A 15,527-nucleotide genomic window follows, 5' to 3' on the forward strand; every position below is an offset into this window, starting at 1 on the left:
GCGGCGCCGGCCCGCCAAGTTTGCCTGGGCAGCCTTCTAACCGAAGCCTGCCGAGCATCCCAGCAGCGCACGCACACCAGCTCGCTAACAACGCCAGATACGGCGACAGCTGTCGCCGGCTGTACCAACTACCGCTGCCGGCTTTGTCGCGCCCGGTCAGACCGGGCGCTGATGATCGCCACCCGAGCGCGCATCACCGGTATTAGACCTGAACCTCCTCGACGACGATGTTCGAAAGCAGGCCGACATCCGTGATCTCGACCTCGACAACGTCGCCCGGCTTCATCCAGACCGGCGGTTCACGCTTGGCGCCGACGCCGCCAGGGGTGCCGGTCAGGATCAGGTCGCCGGGCGACAGCGGCGTGAAGGCCGAGAGATAGGCAATGATCGTCGGCAGGGGGAAGATGAGGTCGGCCAGGCTGGCGTGCTGCATGACCTCGCCGTTCAGACGGGTGGTGACGGTGACGGCGTCCAGGTTGGCGATCTCGTCGGGCGTCACCAGCCAGGGGCCAAGGCCTCCCGTCGCGGGGAAGTTCTTCCCGGGCGTGAACTGCTGGGTGTGCCACTGCCAGTCGCGGACCGAGGCGTCGTTGGCGCAGGCGAAGCCGGCGACGTGGTCCATGGCGTCGGCTTCGGCGATGTGGCGGCCGCCCTTGCCAATGACGATGGCCAGCTCACCTTCGTAGTCGAGGCTGGTCGAGACCTTGGGGCGAACGATCTGGCCGCCGTGCGGGGTGAGGGTGTCGGCGAAGCGGGTGAAGATCGATGGATGGCCGACCTTGGCCCGGCCGGTCTCCTGGCGGTGGGTTTCGTAGTTGTGGCCGACGCAGAAGATCTTGCTCGGCGTGGTGACAACGGGCAGCAGCTCGACCTCGGCGATCGGAATGTCGAACGTCGCCTCGGCCGCGAGATCGGCGATCGCGCCAGTGGCCAGAGCGGCGACAAGGTCGTAGGCGTCAGGCCCGGCCAGGGCGCCGAAGTCGGCGACGCGGTCGCCTTGCACCGCGCCGTAGCTGGCGACGCCCTGGTGGCGGAAGCTGATCAGTTTCATCGAGGAAGTCTCACTCAAGCCAGCGGCAGGTATTTGAAGGTGCGTTCGGCGACGCCGAGATTGACCAGGTCCTTGTCGGACATGCCCCACTGGTCGATGCGGCCCTCTGGCCAGGTCCAGTCCTCGGGGACGCCGACGCGATAGTCCTCGGGCACGATCTCCACGGCGGTGGAGAACTCCACGACCGCGCCGAACGGCGAGATGAAATAGGCGAAGACATTGTCGCCGGGACCGTGGCGGCCGGGGCCCCAGGCGGGGGCGGCGCCGACGTCGCGCATGCGGCCGATGCCGCGCATCACCGCGTCCACGTCGGCCATCTCGAAGGCGATGTGGTTCAGCGAGGTGAAGCCGGCCCGGGCGAAGGCGGTCGAGTGGTGCGAGGTGTTGCAGCGCACGAACACCATGCCTTTGGTCCGGTCCGAGACCTTGAAACCCAGCACCGTCTCGGCGAAGTCGGCGGTGGCCTCGGCGTCGGCTGAGTTCATCACCACATGGGTCAGCTTGACCGGCAGGTCGCGGCCTTCGATGGGGGCCACGAGTCTGTCGCCGTGCAAGAAGCGCAGGACCTCGCCCTCGGGCAGCTGGACGAGAATGCCCTGGCCGCCGCCGAGGTCGTCGGAGACGGTGTCGCGGCACGGCGCGCCGGCGGCTTTGGCGCGGGCGGCGATGGCGGTGACCTCTTCAGCTGTCCCGACGAACGTGGTCGAGCGGATCGACGGGGCGTCGGCCTGGGTCAAGGATACGAGATAGGGAAACGCGCCCGAGCCCCGGACGTAGGCGGTGGACTCGACAATCCCGGCGTCGGCCGCGCCCCAGACCCCGGTCAGGAAGTCTTTGGCCGCGACGGTGTCGGGGACGTTCAGTTCGATGCTGCGAAGGCGCATGGTGGGGCTCTAGGCTTTCGGGGCGGGCGCGCCGCCCGGATCGGGGGTCAGGCCGGCGGCGATAACGCCGGCAATTGCGCAGGCCTCGTCGGCGTCACCGGTGTCGCCGCTGACGCCGACCGCACCGATCAGCTCGCCTTCGGCGTTGCGGATCAGCACCCCGCCCGGTGAAGGGGCCATGGCCCCGCCGCTGATCGCGAACAGGGCCGAGTAGAAGACGGGGGAGGCGTTGGCGCGCTTTGCCAGTTCGCGGCTGCCATAGCCCATGCCTAGGCCGCCGGTGGCCTTGGCGATGGCGATCTGAGCGCGCATCAGGCTGGCCTCGTCCTCGCGCTTGAGGGCGATCAGGTGCGCGCCGGCGTCCAGCACCGCCACGCACAGCGGCGAAAAGCCCTGGCGACGGGCCTCGGCGAGGGCGGCGTCGACGATGGCCGAGGCCGCTTGGAGGGTCAGGCGGTGCATAGGATTTCCTCGGTGGCGCGCAGGCGCAGATCGGCGGCCAGATGGTCGAGCAGGGTGGGGAGGTCGGTGGTCGCGTCGACCACGCCGTAGACATAGGCGTCGGGCCGCAGCAGCACGGCGCGGGCGGGCTTGGCGGCGAGCCAGCCGGTGATCGCGCCATCGGTGTCGACGAGGTCGCCAGCCAACGAGAAGGCGCGCGCGCCAAGCGCCTTCCAGGCAGCCGTCTGGGCGGAGCTGAGGCCCTCCAGTGGCGCGGCCTCGAGCGACAGCAGCACGAAGCCGCCGCCGGTCAGGTCGTCGAGCAGGCGCGGTGCGCCGTCCTTGCCCTGGACGCGGGGATGGATGAAGCGCTCGCCGGCCTCGGGACGGACGACCCCCGCCTGGTAGCGCGGGATCAGGTCGGCGGCCGTCGCGCCAGGCTTGGCGGCGGCCATGACCTCGCGCAGCTGGGCGTCGCGCTGGGCGGCCAGGGCCGGATCTAGCTGGCAGATGTAGCGTCCGGCCCCGACCGCCGCGCCGATCACGCCGCGCACATGCGGGTCGCGCTCGGGCTGATAGGTGTCGAGCAGGCTTGCACCCGCCCGGCCGTCCAGAACCAGGGCCAGCTTCCAGGCCAAGTTGGAGACGTCACGCAGGCCGTGGCACATGCCCTGGCCGAAGAAGGGCGGGGTCTGGTGGGCGGCGTCGCCGGCCAGGAACACCCGGCCGACCTGCCAGCGCTCGGCGACCAGGCCGTGGAAGCGGTAGGTGGCGGCGCGAACCAGACGATAGGTCGAGCCCGCGACCCACGGTGCGATCAGGGCCTCGACAGAGGCTGGCTCCATCATCGCCTGGTCATCCTCGCCGGGCAGCAGCATGAACTCCCAGCGGCGGTGGTCGCCGCGTCCGGGCACGATGGTGGCCGGGCGGCGCGGGTCGCACAGCATCACCGACAGCTGCTGCAGGTCCGCGTCTTGCGGCACGCCCGTGAAGGCTGGGAAGGCGATCGGCCCGTCGACCTCGGCGTCGATGACCAGCCACGGCTCCTCGAAGTCGAGGTCGTCCAGCTTGACGCCCAGGCTCTTGCGCACGGCGCTGCGGGCCCCGTCGCAGGCGATGACGTAGCGGGCGCGAGCGGTGGTCCCGTCGCCGAGCGTCAGGGTGGCGATCTCGGCGTCTTGGATCAGGCTCTCCAGCGCAGCGCCCAGGCGCAGCTCGACCTTTGGGAAGCGGGCCAGGGCGTCGCGCAGCTCGGCTTCCAGCTCGGGCTGGTAGAAGAAGTAGTCGTTGGCCCAGCCGAAGCGCTTGGCGTGACCGGCCGTGCCCATGTAGCGGATTACGCCGCCATCGGCGCCGATGTGCAGGTGGCCCTGCGTCTCGCGCATCAGCGGCAGCAGGCGCTCGGCCAGGCCCGCCCCCTGGAAGATCCGCATCATCTCATGATCAATGTGGACGGCCCGGGGCAGGGGATGCGGCGCGCGCTCCTGCTCGAGGACCAGCACGGAAAGACCCGCCTGGCCCAGCAGGTTGGCGGCCATGGCCCCGACCGGTCCGCAGCCGACGACGGCGACGTCGTAGATCAGCGCGCTCATGCCAGGTGCTGCTTCAGGAAGGCGACCAGGGTCGGGGCGACCTTGCCGGTGTGGCTGTGGGGGGCGTCGATCGGCTCATCGCTGAACCAGAAATGCCCGGCGCCCGGCACGGCCTGGGTGCGGACGAAGAACCGTGCCTGGCGCAAGGCGCGGGCGAAGCTTTCCGACTGGGCGGGCAGGACATCGGCGTCGTCGGCGCCCCAGACCAGCAGGGTCTTCAGCGCGTTGCGGGCGTAGCTGACCTGGCGGATCGGCGAGGCGTCGAAATAGAGCTGCTGGTCGTCGTAGGGCGTCGCGCCCAGCATCCGCACGGTGTGGTCCTGGCCAGGCTCGGGGTTCTTGTCGAGATCGGCCTGCCAGTGGGCGACAAGGTCATAGACGCCATAGACGCCGACCAGCGTCTTGAAGGTGACGGGCTGGTCGTGGGTCAAGGCCGTCAGCGCCGCCAGGTGCGCGCCGGCCGAGGCGCCCAGCAGGCCCAGTCGCGCCGGATCCAACGACAGCGCGCTCGCCTGGTCGACCAGGAAGCGCGCCGCCGCCATCACGTCCTGGACGTTCTGGGGAAACACCTTGCCGGCCGTGGCGCGGCGATAGTCGATGGCGAACACCGCAAAGCCGGCGGCCGACAGGTGGCGGCCCCAGTGGCCCAACTGCTTCTTGTCGCCGCGCAGCCAGGCGCCGCCGGGCACGGCGACGACGATCGGGTGAGGACCCTCGCCGGCCGGCACGTAGAGATCGCCCTTCAGCGCGACGCCGTCATGGACGGCGAAGGTCAGGCCGCTTTGGATCGAGGTCATGGCGTCAGGCCGCCTGGCTCACGGGCAGCAGCGACTTGTGGGCCTTGCCGCCCTTCATGATCACCAGGAGGTTGGCGCGGTTCTGCAGGATCGATACGTCCTGCGTCGGGTCGCCCTTCACCAGCAGCAGGTCGGCCAGGTAGCCTGGCTTGATCAGGCCCAGCTCGTCGCCGCGTCCCATCAACTCGCCGCCCAGCTTGGTGGCGGCCACCAGGGCTTCGGTCGGCGTGTAGCCGAACAGGTCGACGAAGTGCTGCAGGTCGCGGGCGTTGGCGCCATTCGGATTGAACGGGAAGCCGTAGTCGCCGCCCGGCAGGACGCGGATGCCGCGCCGCTTCAGCTCTGGGATGAGTTTCTTGGACAGCTCGATAACCGGCTTGGCCGCTTCCTTCATCGCGCTCATGTCGATGTGCGGCGGGGGCGTGGCTTCCAGAGTGGCGACGATGACGCCGATGGCCGGGGCGACGAAGATCTCGTCCTTCTTGGCTTCGAGCATGTCGAGCGCCTCGGCGTCGGCATAGGTGCAGTGATAGAGCACCCGCACGCCCGCCCGCAGCGCCATCTTGATGGCCTCGCTGGCCTGGGTGTGGGCCGACAGCCAGATGTCGCTCTCGCGGGCCTGCTCGCCGGCCGCCTGCGCTTCTTCTTCCGTGTACAGAATGTGTTGGCTGCTGCCGGGCAGCAGGGCGTCCTCGCCGCTGATCTGCAGCTTGACCTGGTCGACGCCGATCTCCTTGCAGAACTTGACGAATTTCTTCATCGCCTCGGGGCCGCGACCGTGATGGACGTCGCCAGTGGCGATCGGATCGCCCTCGGGGCTGCGCTCGATGGTGGCGGCGCGCAGGCGCGGACCGGGCGTCCAGCCGCCTTCGATCTCGTTGCGGACCACGACCTCGATGCGTTCGCCCAGGGCGCCCGCCGAATAGGCGCTGGTGAAGCCGCTTTCCAGCACCACCCGGGCGTTGCGCACGGTGGCCAGCAGTTGCTCCTCGGGCGGCAGCACGAAGTCGGGAATGAAGCGCTCGATCGACGAGGGCCAGGACAGGTGGGCGTGGGCCTCGACCATGCCCGGCATCAGGGTGGCGCCGCCGCCGTCCAGAACCTGAGCACCGGCCGGATCGATCCAGGGCTTGCCGGCCTCGGTGACCCGGGTGATGCGGTCGTCCTCGATGAGCACTTCGCCGGGGAAGGGCGCTTGCCCCGATCCGTCGAAAATCCGGACGTTGGTGATGAGCATGCGCGACACGTCGAGTTCCACCCTTTGATTTCTCGTTGGGCGGCGTTCGATCGTCTCGGACGAAGCGCCTACGCCACCTGACGCCATCTAGGGACAGGCCGCATGTCGGCGGAAATTCAATCGCGGAATGGCTCGCATCACGGCCGGTGATGCGGAAATTATCGTTGATAACTCAGGTGCTTAAAGGTCGCGTGCGTGGTTCACCAGGAAGTCGCGCATCCAGATCGTGCCCGCGTCGGATTGCTTGTTCTTGTGCCACTGCAGGCACTCCACGAACGTCGCGATCTCGACGGGCGGCGGATAGACCTTGATCGGCAGGCGGGCGGCATAGAGCTCGGCCGCGCGGGCGTGGACGGTGGCGATCAGGTTGCCGCCGACGACCGCTTCGGCCACCGCATTGAAGGTAGGCGCGTGGACGGCGATCTTGCGGACCACGCCTTGGGCGTCCAGCGACTCCTGCTCGATATGCGGCGGGTTGTGCGGGCCCAGCACGACGCTGACATGCTCCAGTTCCAGGTACTTCTCCAGCGTCAGGACGTTGCCGATCAGCGGATTCTGAGACCAGGCGATGCAGGCGAAGCGGTCGGTGAACACCGGCGTGCTGGGGTGCTGGGGATCGCCGCGCCGCTCTGGCACGACCATGAAGTCGACCTTGCCCTCGCTGAGCAGGCCGCGGGTCAGGTCGGTGGACAGCAGCACCTGGATGCCAATGCGCGGGGCGATGGTCGCCAGCTTCTGGATCGCGCCGGTCAGCAGCACGCTGAATACGTAGTCCGAGCAGACGAAGGTGAAGGTGCGCTCGGCTACCGACGGGTCGAACTCCGAACGTGTCACGACGATGCGGCGCAGGTCGTCCAGCGCCTGGCGCACGGGCTCGGCCAGGCTCTCGGCGAACGGGGTGGGGACCATCTTGCGGCCGACCTGCACCATCAGGTCGTCTTCGAAATGCAGGCGCAGACGCGACAGGGCGTTGCTGATCGCCGGCTGGGTCAGCCGCAGCTCCTGGGCGGTCTGGCTGACGCTGCGTTCGCTGAGCAGCGAATCGAGTACGACCAGCAGGTTGAGATCTAGATTGTGGAAACGCATCACCAATCCTAGGCGCGCTTCGGGGCGGCGGACAATCTCGCTTGATCTCCATCAATGACAGCGACGAGCGCGCATCATTGGCGATGATGGATGGTGTTCAACGATTGAATTGGTCTCGCCGGACCCCGTTCCTTAGCGTGACCATCAACGAACAGGCGGCGAGCCCAGGCTCGAACCGTCGTCGGGAGTGAAACAAGGCCCTCGACCGACCTCGCGTCGGCCGTCGGCCAAGTCGGTCATGCACCGGCTCATAACAGGACGGGGAACAACCAGATGACTTCCTTCAAGGCTCGCCTGCTGGCCGCGACTTGCATCGCCCTGGCGTCTTCGGCCGCGACGGCCCACGCCCAGACCACGGCGCCGGCTGAGGCGGTCGCCCTCGACGAAGTCGTCGTCACCGCCACCCGTCGCGCCGAACGCCTGCAAGACGTTCCCCTGGCCGTCTCGGCCGTCAGCGGCGACCAACTGGTCAAGACCGGCGGCAAGAGCGTCACCGACCTGCAGTACTCCGTCAGCGGCGTCCAGTTCGGCACCACGCCGAACGACAGCGGTTTCCGCCTGCGCGGGGTCGGCTCGGCGGGCGGCTTCACCTCGAGCTCGGAATCCCCCGTCGGCCTGGTCGTCGATGGCGTGGTCGTGCCGTTCGGTTCGCCGGTCGACAGCCTGGGCGACCTGGAGCGCGTCGAAGTCCTGAAAGGCCCGCAAGGCACCCAGTTTGGCAAGAACGCCTCCAGCGGCGTGATCTCGATCACCACCCGCAAGCCCAGCCTGGGCGCGCCGACGGCCGACATCTTCGCCTCCTATGGCTCGCTGAACGAGCGCGACATCCACGGCGGCTTCACTGTTCCGCTCAGCGACCAGCTGGCGATCGGGGTCTTCCTGTTCGACAAGGCCTATGACGGCTTCGTGCGCAACGTGGTCCGCAACGAGGACTGGGGCGGCATCCACAACAACGGCGCGCGCGCCAAGCTCTACTGGAAGCCCAGCGACACCTTCAGCGCCTACCTGATCGGCGACTATTCCAAGCAACGCCAGAAGGGACCCGGTCAGCTGTGGACGCTCAACAAGGCGCCCACGACCGACAACAATTTCCTGCCGCCCTTCACCAATCTGGCGGCCCTCGGCGTCACGCCCGGCGCCTCGAACGACAAGTCGATCGAGGACGGCGGCGGCACGCTGGGCTCCAAGAACTACGGCGCTTCCCTGGAGCTGAACTGGGATCTGGGCGAATACACCCTGACCTCGCTCAGCGCCTATCGCGGCTACAAGGACGACCCGTACAACTATTCGATCGACGGCTCGCCGCAGGCCAAGTTTACGGCCCAGGCCCGCGGCCTGAAGAAGTCCCAGCTGTCGCAGGAACTGCGCCTGACCTCGCCGGGCGACAAGGCTCTCACCTACGTGGCCGGCGTTTTCGTCTCGCGACTGAAGACCGAGAACACCGGCGAGAGCGCGCAACTGCGGCCGGCGACGCCCTTCAGCCTCGTCCCCGTCGTTTCGATCACCGCCGGCCTGAACCACGGCGAGACCACGACCGATAGCGCCGCGGTGTTCATCGACGGCCGCTTCAAGCTTAGCGACACCCTGAGCCTGCTGGGCGGGGCGCGTATGACCAAGGACAAGGTCGAGGCGTCCAACTGGTCCGAGGCGGATCCGTCCCTGCCGCCTTTCCTGACCGCGGGCGGCAGCACCGTGCCTTATGCCCCGCGCGCCCTGCAGACCGGCTCGACCTCCAAGAGCAGCCCGTCTGGCCGCCTCGGCCTGGAGTTCAAGCCGTCCGATGACGTGCTGATCTTCGGCACCGTGGCCCGTGGCTATCTGGGCCCGACAGTGACCTTCTCGGCGCTCAGCGGCACGCGGACCAATGTCGCCCCGCAGACGGTGGACGACATCACCATCGGCGCCAAGACCACGCTGCTGGACCGTCGCCTGACGCTGAACGGCAACATCTTCCACGACAAGTACACCGACCTGCAGACGGCGGTGCTGCGCAACAACGAGTTCGTCACCGAGAACGCCGGCGGCCTGAAGGCGACGGGCTTCGAGATCGAGGCCAATCTGCGGGTCAGCGCCTCGCTGAAGCTGAACGCCTCGACCACCTATTCGGACGCCAAATACACCGACTACCTGACGGCCTGTCCGAACAACGTCCTGGCGGCCGGCGCCGCGGCGGTCGCGTCGACCTGCAACGCGCCGGGCTCGACCACGGCCAACCCGCTCTACCAGGCCAAGGGTCAGACCCTGGCCGGCGCGCCCAAGATCACGACGGTGGTCGGCGGCTCGTTCGAGCATGCGATTTCCAGCGCCCTGACCTTCGACGCCTCGGCCAACTACTCCTACCGGAGCAAGACCCAGAACGCCGTCGGCAATCCCAACACCGAGCAAAAGGGCTACGGCGTGCTGAACGTGTCGGCCGGGATCGGTCCGGAGGACCGGCAATGGCGGGTGGGGGTGTTCGCCCGCAACCTGCTGGACCAGGACTTCAACGCCGCCGTCATCACCCTGCCGTTCCAGAGCGGCTATGACGGCTACATCAACTGGCGCACCCGTGAGGCGCGCCGCACGATCGGCGTCAGCCTGGAAGGCCACTTCTGATGCGCGTCGCCTACGCCTTGGCGACGGTCGCCGCGATCGCCTGCGCCTGGACCGGATCGGTTCAGGCGCAGAACTTCCCCAAGCCCGAGATCAAGACGATCCCGACGCCGGCCGAGCCGAACGCCATCCCGCTCTATGCCGGCGTGGCGCCCGGTTCGGAAGGAGCGACCCAGGTCGAGCACTGGAACGTGCTGATGGGCGGGCGAGCGATCCGCAACGTCACCCGTCCGACCCTGACGCCGTTCCTGCCGGCCAAGGACAAGGCCACCGGCGCGGCGGTCATCGTCGCCCCCGGCGGCGCCTACATGATGCTGTCGATCGACGGAGAGGGCGTGCAGGTCGCCGAGTGGCTGGCCGCGCATGGCGTGGCGGCCTTCGTGCTGAAGTACCGCCTGGATCCGACGCCGGATGACGACGAGGCCGCGCTCGGCGCCCTGGCCGCACGCTTCGGCGCCGCCGCCAAGTCCGGCGCCGACAAGGTCCCGCCGATCTTCCAGCCGCTGGCGATCGCCGACGCGCAAGAGGCCCTGCGCCTGGTGCGCCGGCGATCCGGTGAGTGGGGCGTGGATCCCAAGCGGGTCGGTATGGTCGGCTTCTCGGCCGGCGCCATGACCGTCCTGCAGACGACGCTCAAGGACGCGTCCGACGCGCGACCCGACTTCGTCGCCCCGATCTACGGTCCGCTAAACACAGTGACGCCGCCGGCCCATCCGCAGCCGCTGTTCGCCGCCATCGCCGCGGACGATCCGCTGTTTGGCAGGACTGACTTCGGTCTGGTCCAGGCCTGGCGCCAGGCCGGAGGCTCGACCGAACTGCACGTCTACCAGAAGGGCGACCACGGTTTCGGCATGCGCAAGCAGGGCACGACCAGTGACCTGTGGATCGACCAGTTCTTCGCCTGGATGAAGGCGATGGGTTTCCTGACCAAGTCCTAGGCCACGCGCCACGATGTCCAGTTTCCGGAGTATCTCGAATGACCGATCGTGACGTTTCGCGCCGCGCGCTGCTTTCCCTGGCGGCGGTCGCCGCCGCGACGCCCGCCGTGGCCGCGGGCAAGGTCTCCCTGGCCGGCAACATGCCCAAGGGTTTCCTGTGGGGCGCGGCCACCGCCGGTCACCAGGTCGAGGGCAACAACGTCAACGGCGACACCTGGCTCTTGGAGCAACTGAAGCCCGGCCCGTTCATGGAGCCGTCGGGCGACGCCTGCGACCACTATCATCGCTATGCCGACGACATCGCTCTGCTGGCGAAGCTTGGCTTCAACACCTATCGCTTCTCGCTGGAGTGGGCGCGGATCGAGCCGGCCAAGGGTCAGTTCTCCGCCGCCGAGCTGCGCCACTATCGCCAGGTCGCCGCGACCTGTCGCCAGCACGGCCTGACGCCGGTCATCACCTTTAACCACTTCACCGTCCCGCGCTGGTTCGCGGCTCAGGGCGGTTGGGAGAACCCGGAATCGCCGGCCTTGTTCGCGCGCTATTGCGACTACGCGGTCAAGGGCGTGGGCGACCTGGCGGGCGCGGCGGTGACCTTCAACGAGCCCAATATCGGCCTGCTGCTGCACTGGATGCTGCCGCCGTTCATTCTCGACCAGATGAAGCAGGCCATGGTCGACGCGGCCAAGGCCTGCGGCAGCGCCACCTTCTCCAGCGCCCAGTTCGGTCGCCAGGACGTCATGATGCCCAACCTGATCGAGGCGCACCGGTTGGGCTACGCGGCGATCAAGGCCGGTCCCGGCGACTTCCCCGTCGGCCTCTCGCTGGCGATGATGGACGACCAGGCGGTCGGCTCTGACAGCCGTCGCGACGAGAAGCGCGCCCAGTGCTACCAGCCCTGGCTGGACACCCTGAAGGCCACCGGCGACTTCGTGGGCGTGCAGACCTACAGCCGCGCGCGGGTCGACGCCAAGGGGCAGATGCATCCGCCTGAGGGCGTCGAGCTGACCCAGACCGGCGAGGAGTTCTGGCCCCAGGCGCTGGAGCAGACCATCCGCTACGCCCACGCCGCCACCGGCAAGCCGATCTATGTGACCGAGAACGGCATCGCCACCGAGGACGACACGCGCCGCGTCGCCTACATCAAGGTCGCCCTGCAAGGGGTGAAGGCCTGCCTGGCCGATGGCGTGCCGGTGAAGAGCTATATCCACTGGTCGCTGATGGACAATTTCGAGTGGGTGTTCGGCTACGGGCCCAAGTTCGGCCTGGTCGCCGTCGATCGCGCCACCCAGGTCCGCACGCCCAAGCCCAGCGCCGTGCTGCTGGGCGCCATCGCCCGCGCCAACAGGATCTGAGCCGATGAAGAAAGCCATCCTCGCGGGTCTCATCGGCGGCGTCATCGGCGCGGTGATCAGCGCCCTGGTCGGTTATCTCGTCCCCGTGCCGCCGAACTCCATCGTCAACGCCCTGGATAACGGGGTGAGCGGCCTGTTCAGCGGCTTCTTCGGCGGCTTCATGGCCCTGACCGTCGAGCGGCTGAAAGCTCGGCGCGCGAACTGATCCCGACAGTGTTCGGCCGGCGGCGTATGCTTCCGGCCCCGGAGTAGACCGACCATGACCCTTGCCCGTCGCCTGATCGCCGGAGCGGCCCTGGCCGCCATGCTCTGCGGCTCACCCGCCTTGGCGCGCCAGGCGGTGGACGGGCTGGACAAGGCCTTCGCCAATCCGCCCAACACCGCCCGGCCGCGCGTCTGGTGGCATTGGATGAACGGCAACATCACCCAGGACGGGATCGATAAGGACCTGGCCTGGATGAAGCGCATCGGCTTGGCCGGAGTGCAGAACTTCGACGCTTCGTTCAACGAGCCGGCCGGACCGTTCAACACGCCGCAACTGGTCGACAAGCGCCTGGTGTTCATGACGCCCGAGTGGCGCGCGGCCTTCAAGCACGCGGTCGAAACGGCCGACGCCAACGGCTTCGAATTCGCCATCGCCGGCTCGCCGGGCTGGAGCGAGACGGGCGGTCCCTGGGTCACGCCGCAGCAGGCCATGAAGAAGCTGGTCTGGAGCGAACTCACGGTCGATGGCGGCCGCAAGCTCGACAAGTCCTTGCCCGCGCCGCCCTCGACCACTGGCCCGTTCCAGGCCGTGCCCGGTGGCGGTTCGGCCATGGCCGCGGTCAAGGGCGTTTCGCCGACCCTGTATCGCGACGCCGCCGTCGTGGCCTATCGCCTGCCAGCGGCGGAAACCGCGCCGGCCGCGGCGAAGGTGATCGCCAGCAGCGCGGTGGACGTGGCGACGCTGGGCGACGGCGACCTGGTGCGCCAGGTCGAGCTCTCCTTCGCGCCCGACCGCGAGACCTGGGTCCAGTTCGACTATGGCCGGCCGCAGACCCTGCGGGCCTTGCGTCTGGTCGCCGCCCACGCCGGTGGGTTCGGCGAGTTCGGCGCCACCGCGCCGGAGGGGCGGATCGAGGCAAGCGATGATGGCAAGACCTTCCGCGCCCTGACCGAGCTGCCAACGCACGGCGCGCTCCAGCAGACCGTGGCCTTCGCCGCGACCACGGCGCGCTATTTCCGGGTCGTGTTCCTGCCGCGCAAGCCTGATCCGGCTTCGGCGATGTTTGGGATCCCCGCGCCGACCAGCCACAAGATCGCCGAGCTGTCCTTCGAGGTCGGGGCGCGCGTCCATCGGTTCGAGGACAAGGCTGGCTGGTCGTCGGCCATGGGGCTGGGCGACGAACCGACGCCGCGGATCGCCGCCGACGCCGTCATCCGCCGGGCCGACATCATTGACCTCACCGATCGCCTGAAGGCAGACGGCAGCCTGGACTGGACGCCGCCCGCCGGGAAATGGGTGGTCCTGCGCTACGGCTATTCCCTGACCGGCCGCCAGAACAGCCCCGCCTCCGACGAAGGAACCGGTCTGGAGGTCGACAAGCTGAACGGCGAGCATGTGAAGGCCTATGCCGACGCCTATCTCGGCGAATACGAGAAGGCGGTCGGGCCCGCGCTGATGGGCAAGCGCGGCGTCCAGGCGGTGGTCACCGACAGCTGGGAGGCCGGCTCGGCCAACTGGACCGAGGCCATGCTGGCGCAGTTTGAGGCCCGGCGCGGCTACGACCCCCGGCCGTGGCTGCCCGTGCTGAGCGGCCGGGTCGTCGAGAGCGCGGTGGCCAGCGACGCCTTCCTGTGGGACTTCCGCCAGACCATCGGCGACCTGATCGCCGACGAGCACTACGGGACTTTGTCGGCGGCCCTTCATGCGCGGGGCATGAAGCGCTATGGCGAGTCCCACGAGACCGGCCGCGCCTTCGTCGGCGACGGCATGCAGGTCAAGAAGAGCGCCGACGTGCCGATGGGCGCGACCTGGACGCAGGTGCCCGTCACCAACGATCCGCACAGCTACGACGCCGACATCCGCGAATCCGCTTCGGTGGCGCACCTCTACGGCCAGAACCTGGTGGCGGCGGAGTCGTTCACGGCCGCCAGCAACACCTATGGCTATGACCCGGCGGCCCTGAAGCCGGTGGCCGATGCGATGATGGCCAACGGTCTCAATCGTTTCATCATCCACACGTCGGTTCACCAGCCCGTCGACACGCCCGGACCCGGCATGAGCCTGGCCATCTTCGGCCAGTGGTTCACCCGCAAGGAGACCTGGGCCGAGCAGGCCGGACCCTGGATCGACTACCTGGCCCGCAGCTCGCATTTGCTGCAGCAGGGGCGGTTCGTCGCCGAGGTCGCCTATCTCTACGGCGAGGGAGGAAACATCACCGAGCTGTTCGGCAAGCAGATGCCGGCCATCCCGGCGGGCTACGCCTACGACTTCGTCAACGGCGAGGCCCTGGTCAATGTGCTGGAGGCCAAGGACGGCGGATTGGTGAGCGCTTCGGGCGCGCGCTATCGCGTTCTGGCGTTGGACCCGTCCACCCGCCACATGACCTTGCCGGTGCTGCGCAAGATCGCGGAACTCAAGCGCGTGGGCGTGACCATCGTCGGCCAGCGCCCGGTGGGTAGTCCCAGCCTGGCCGACGACGATGCCGTGTTCCAGCGTCTGGCCTCGGAGACCTTCGCCGACGTGTCGACCGATCTGGCCGGAGCCCTGGCGCCGGTCGGCCAGGACGTCGACGACGGCGGCGCGGGCCTGCGTTTCGTCCACCGGCGCCTGGAGGACGGCGACCTCTATTTCGTGTCCAATCCCGGCGATCAGGCTAAGGACGTTTCGGCCAGCTTCCGGGTGAGCGGCCGGGCGGCCGAGGTCTGGCGGGCCGATACGGGATCAATCGAGGCGGCCAGCTACAGGACGGCCGACAGCCGCACCAGCGTCCAGCTGGCGCTTGCCCCGCACGACGCCGTGTTTGTCGTCTTCCGCAAACCGGGGGCAGCTGAGTATCAGGCGCCCACCAGAACCGACCGGACCCTCGCGACGCTGGATGCCGGCTGGCGCCTGTCCTTCCCGGAAGTCGGAGACGCAGAGGCCAAGCTCGGCTCGTGGACGGCGAGCGGCGACCCCAAGGTGCGTTACTTCTCGGGCACGGCGACCTATGTGACGGTCTTCCAGGCGCCAAAGGCCAGGCAGGGCAGGGTGCTGCTGAATCTGGGCGAGGTGAAGAACCTGGCCAGCGTCACCCTCAACGGCAAGCTGGTCGGTACGGCCTGGAACGCGCCGTTCGCGCTGGATGTGACCGACGCCTTGAAGCCGGGGAGCAATAGGCTGGAAGTCAGGGTCAGCAACCTGTGGCCCAACCGTCTGATCGGCGACCACCAGCCCGACGCCAAGGGGCCCAAGGCTCTGGCCACCTTCAGCCCGTTCCCGCCGAACGCGCCGCTGTCACCCTCCGGCTTGATCGGGCCGGTCACCCTGATCGAGCGACGGTAGTGCGGGCGGGACGATGGCGACAGGAAAGGCA

The 15,527-nt window shown here is 68.5% G+C and carries 12 protein-coding genes; 5 read left to right on the forward strand and 7 right to left on the reverse strand.

Annotated features, from left to right (window positions below):
• Window positions 1-202: 202 nt before the first annotated feature.
• The 7 genes from AC1RR5_RS10060 to AC1RR5_RS10090 form a co-directional block, all read right to left on the reverse strand.
• Complete coding sequence (locus tag AC1RR5_RS10060) at window positions 203-1,051, reverse strand: fumarylacetoacetate hydrolase family protein (protein ID WP_492921244.1); 849 nt, start codon at window positions 1,049-1,051, stop codon at window positions 203-205.
• Between the two features lie 14 nt (window positions 1,052-1,065).
• A complete protein-coding gene (locus AC1RR5_RS10065; protein ID WP_492921245.1) occupies window positions 1,066-1,935 on the reverse strand; it encodes a VOC family protein in 870 nt (289 codons plus the stop codon).
• 9 nt (window positions 1,936-1,944) lie between these two features.
• On the reverse strand, window positions 1,945-2,397 hold the full coding sequence (locus AC1RR5_RS10070; protein WP_492921246.1) for a GlcG/HbpS family heme-binding protein: 453 nt from the start codon (window positions 2,395-2,397) through the stop codon (window positions 1,945-1,947).
• A complete protein-coding gene (gene mhpA, locus AC1RR5_RS10075) occupies window positions 2,385-3,968 on the reverse strand; it encodes a bifunctional 3-(3-hydroxy-phenyl)propionate/3-hydroxycinnamic acid hydroxylase MhpA (protein ID WP_492921248.1) in 1,584 nt (527 codons plus the stop codon). The genes AC1RR5_RS10070 and mhpA overlap by 13 nt, the downstream gene beginning before the upstream one ends.
• Complete coding sequence (locus AC1RR5_RS10080) at window positions 3,965-4,765, reverse strand: alpha/beta hydrolase family protein (protein WP_492921249.1); 801 nt, start codon at window positions 4,763-4,765, stop codon at window positions 3,965-3,967. The genes mhpA and AC1RR5_RS10080 overlap by 4 nt, the downstream gene beginning before the upstream one ends.
• A gap of 4 nt (window positions 4,766-4,769) precedes the next feature.
• The gene (locus tag AC1RR5_RS10085; protein ID WP_492921341.1) at window positions 4,770-6,002 is read right to left on the reverse strand and encodes an amidohydrolase family protein; all 1,233 of its coding nucleotides are present in this window, start codon (window positions 6,000-6,002) and stop codon (window positions 4,770-4,772) included.
• Window positions 6,003-6,182: 180 nt separating this feature from the next.
• Entirely contained in the window at window positions 6,183-7,088 is a 906-nt protein-coding gene (locus AC1RR5_RS10090) for a LysR family transcriptional regulator (RefSeq protein ID WP_492921250.1), read from the reverse strand.
• 273 nt (window positions 7,089-7,361) lie between these two features.
• On the opposite strand from AC1RR5_RS10090, the gene AC1RR5_RS10095 reads away from it, so the two are divergent.
• Genes AC1RR5_RS10095 through AC1RR5_RS10115 form a run of 5 tightly spaced genes read left to right on the forward strand, consistent with a single transcriptional unit; the run spans window position 7,362 to window position 15,496 of the window.
• The gene (locus AC1RR5_RS10095) at window positions 7,362-9,683 is read left to right on the forward strand and encodes a TonB-dependent receptor (protein WP_492921251.1); all 2,322 of its coding nucleotides are present in this window, start codon (window positions 7,362-7,364) and stop codon (window positions 9,681-9,683) included.
• Window positions 9,683-10,618, forward strand: a complete 936-nt coding sequence (locus tag AC1RR5_RS10100; protein ID WP_492921252.1) for an alpha/beta hydrolase — start codon at window positions 9,683-9,685, stop codon at window positions 10,616-10,618. Before AC1RR5_RS10095 ends, AC1RR5_RS10100 begins: the two co-directional genes overlap by 1 nt.
• A gap of 38 nt (window positions 10,619-10,656) precedes the next feature.
• A complete protein-coding gene (locus AC1RR5_RS10105) occupies window positions 10,657-11,970 on the forward strand; it encodes a glycoside hydrolase family 1 protein (protein WP_492921253.1) in 1,314 nt (437 codons plus the stop codon).
• A gap of 4 nt (window positions 11,971-11,974) precedes the next feature.
• Window positions 11,975-12,175 (forward strand): hypothetical protein, encoded by a 201-nt coding sequence (locus AC1RR5_RS10110; protein WP_492921255.1) that lies wholly within the window; start codon window positions 11,975-11,977, stop codon window positions 12,173-12,175.
• A 54-nt stretch (window positions 12,176-12,229) separates the two neighbouring features.
• On the forward strand, window positions 12,230-15,496 hold the full coding sequence (locus tag AC1RR5_RS10115) for a glycosyl hydrolase (RefSeq protein WP_492921256.1): 3,267 nt from the start codon (window positions 12,230-12,232) through the stop codon (window positions 15,494-15,496).
• The last annotated feature ends 31 nt before the right edge of the window (window positions 15,497-15,527 follow it).

Source organism: Caulobacter sp. GW821-FHT11E11, assembly GCF_058808315.1.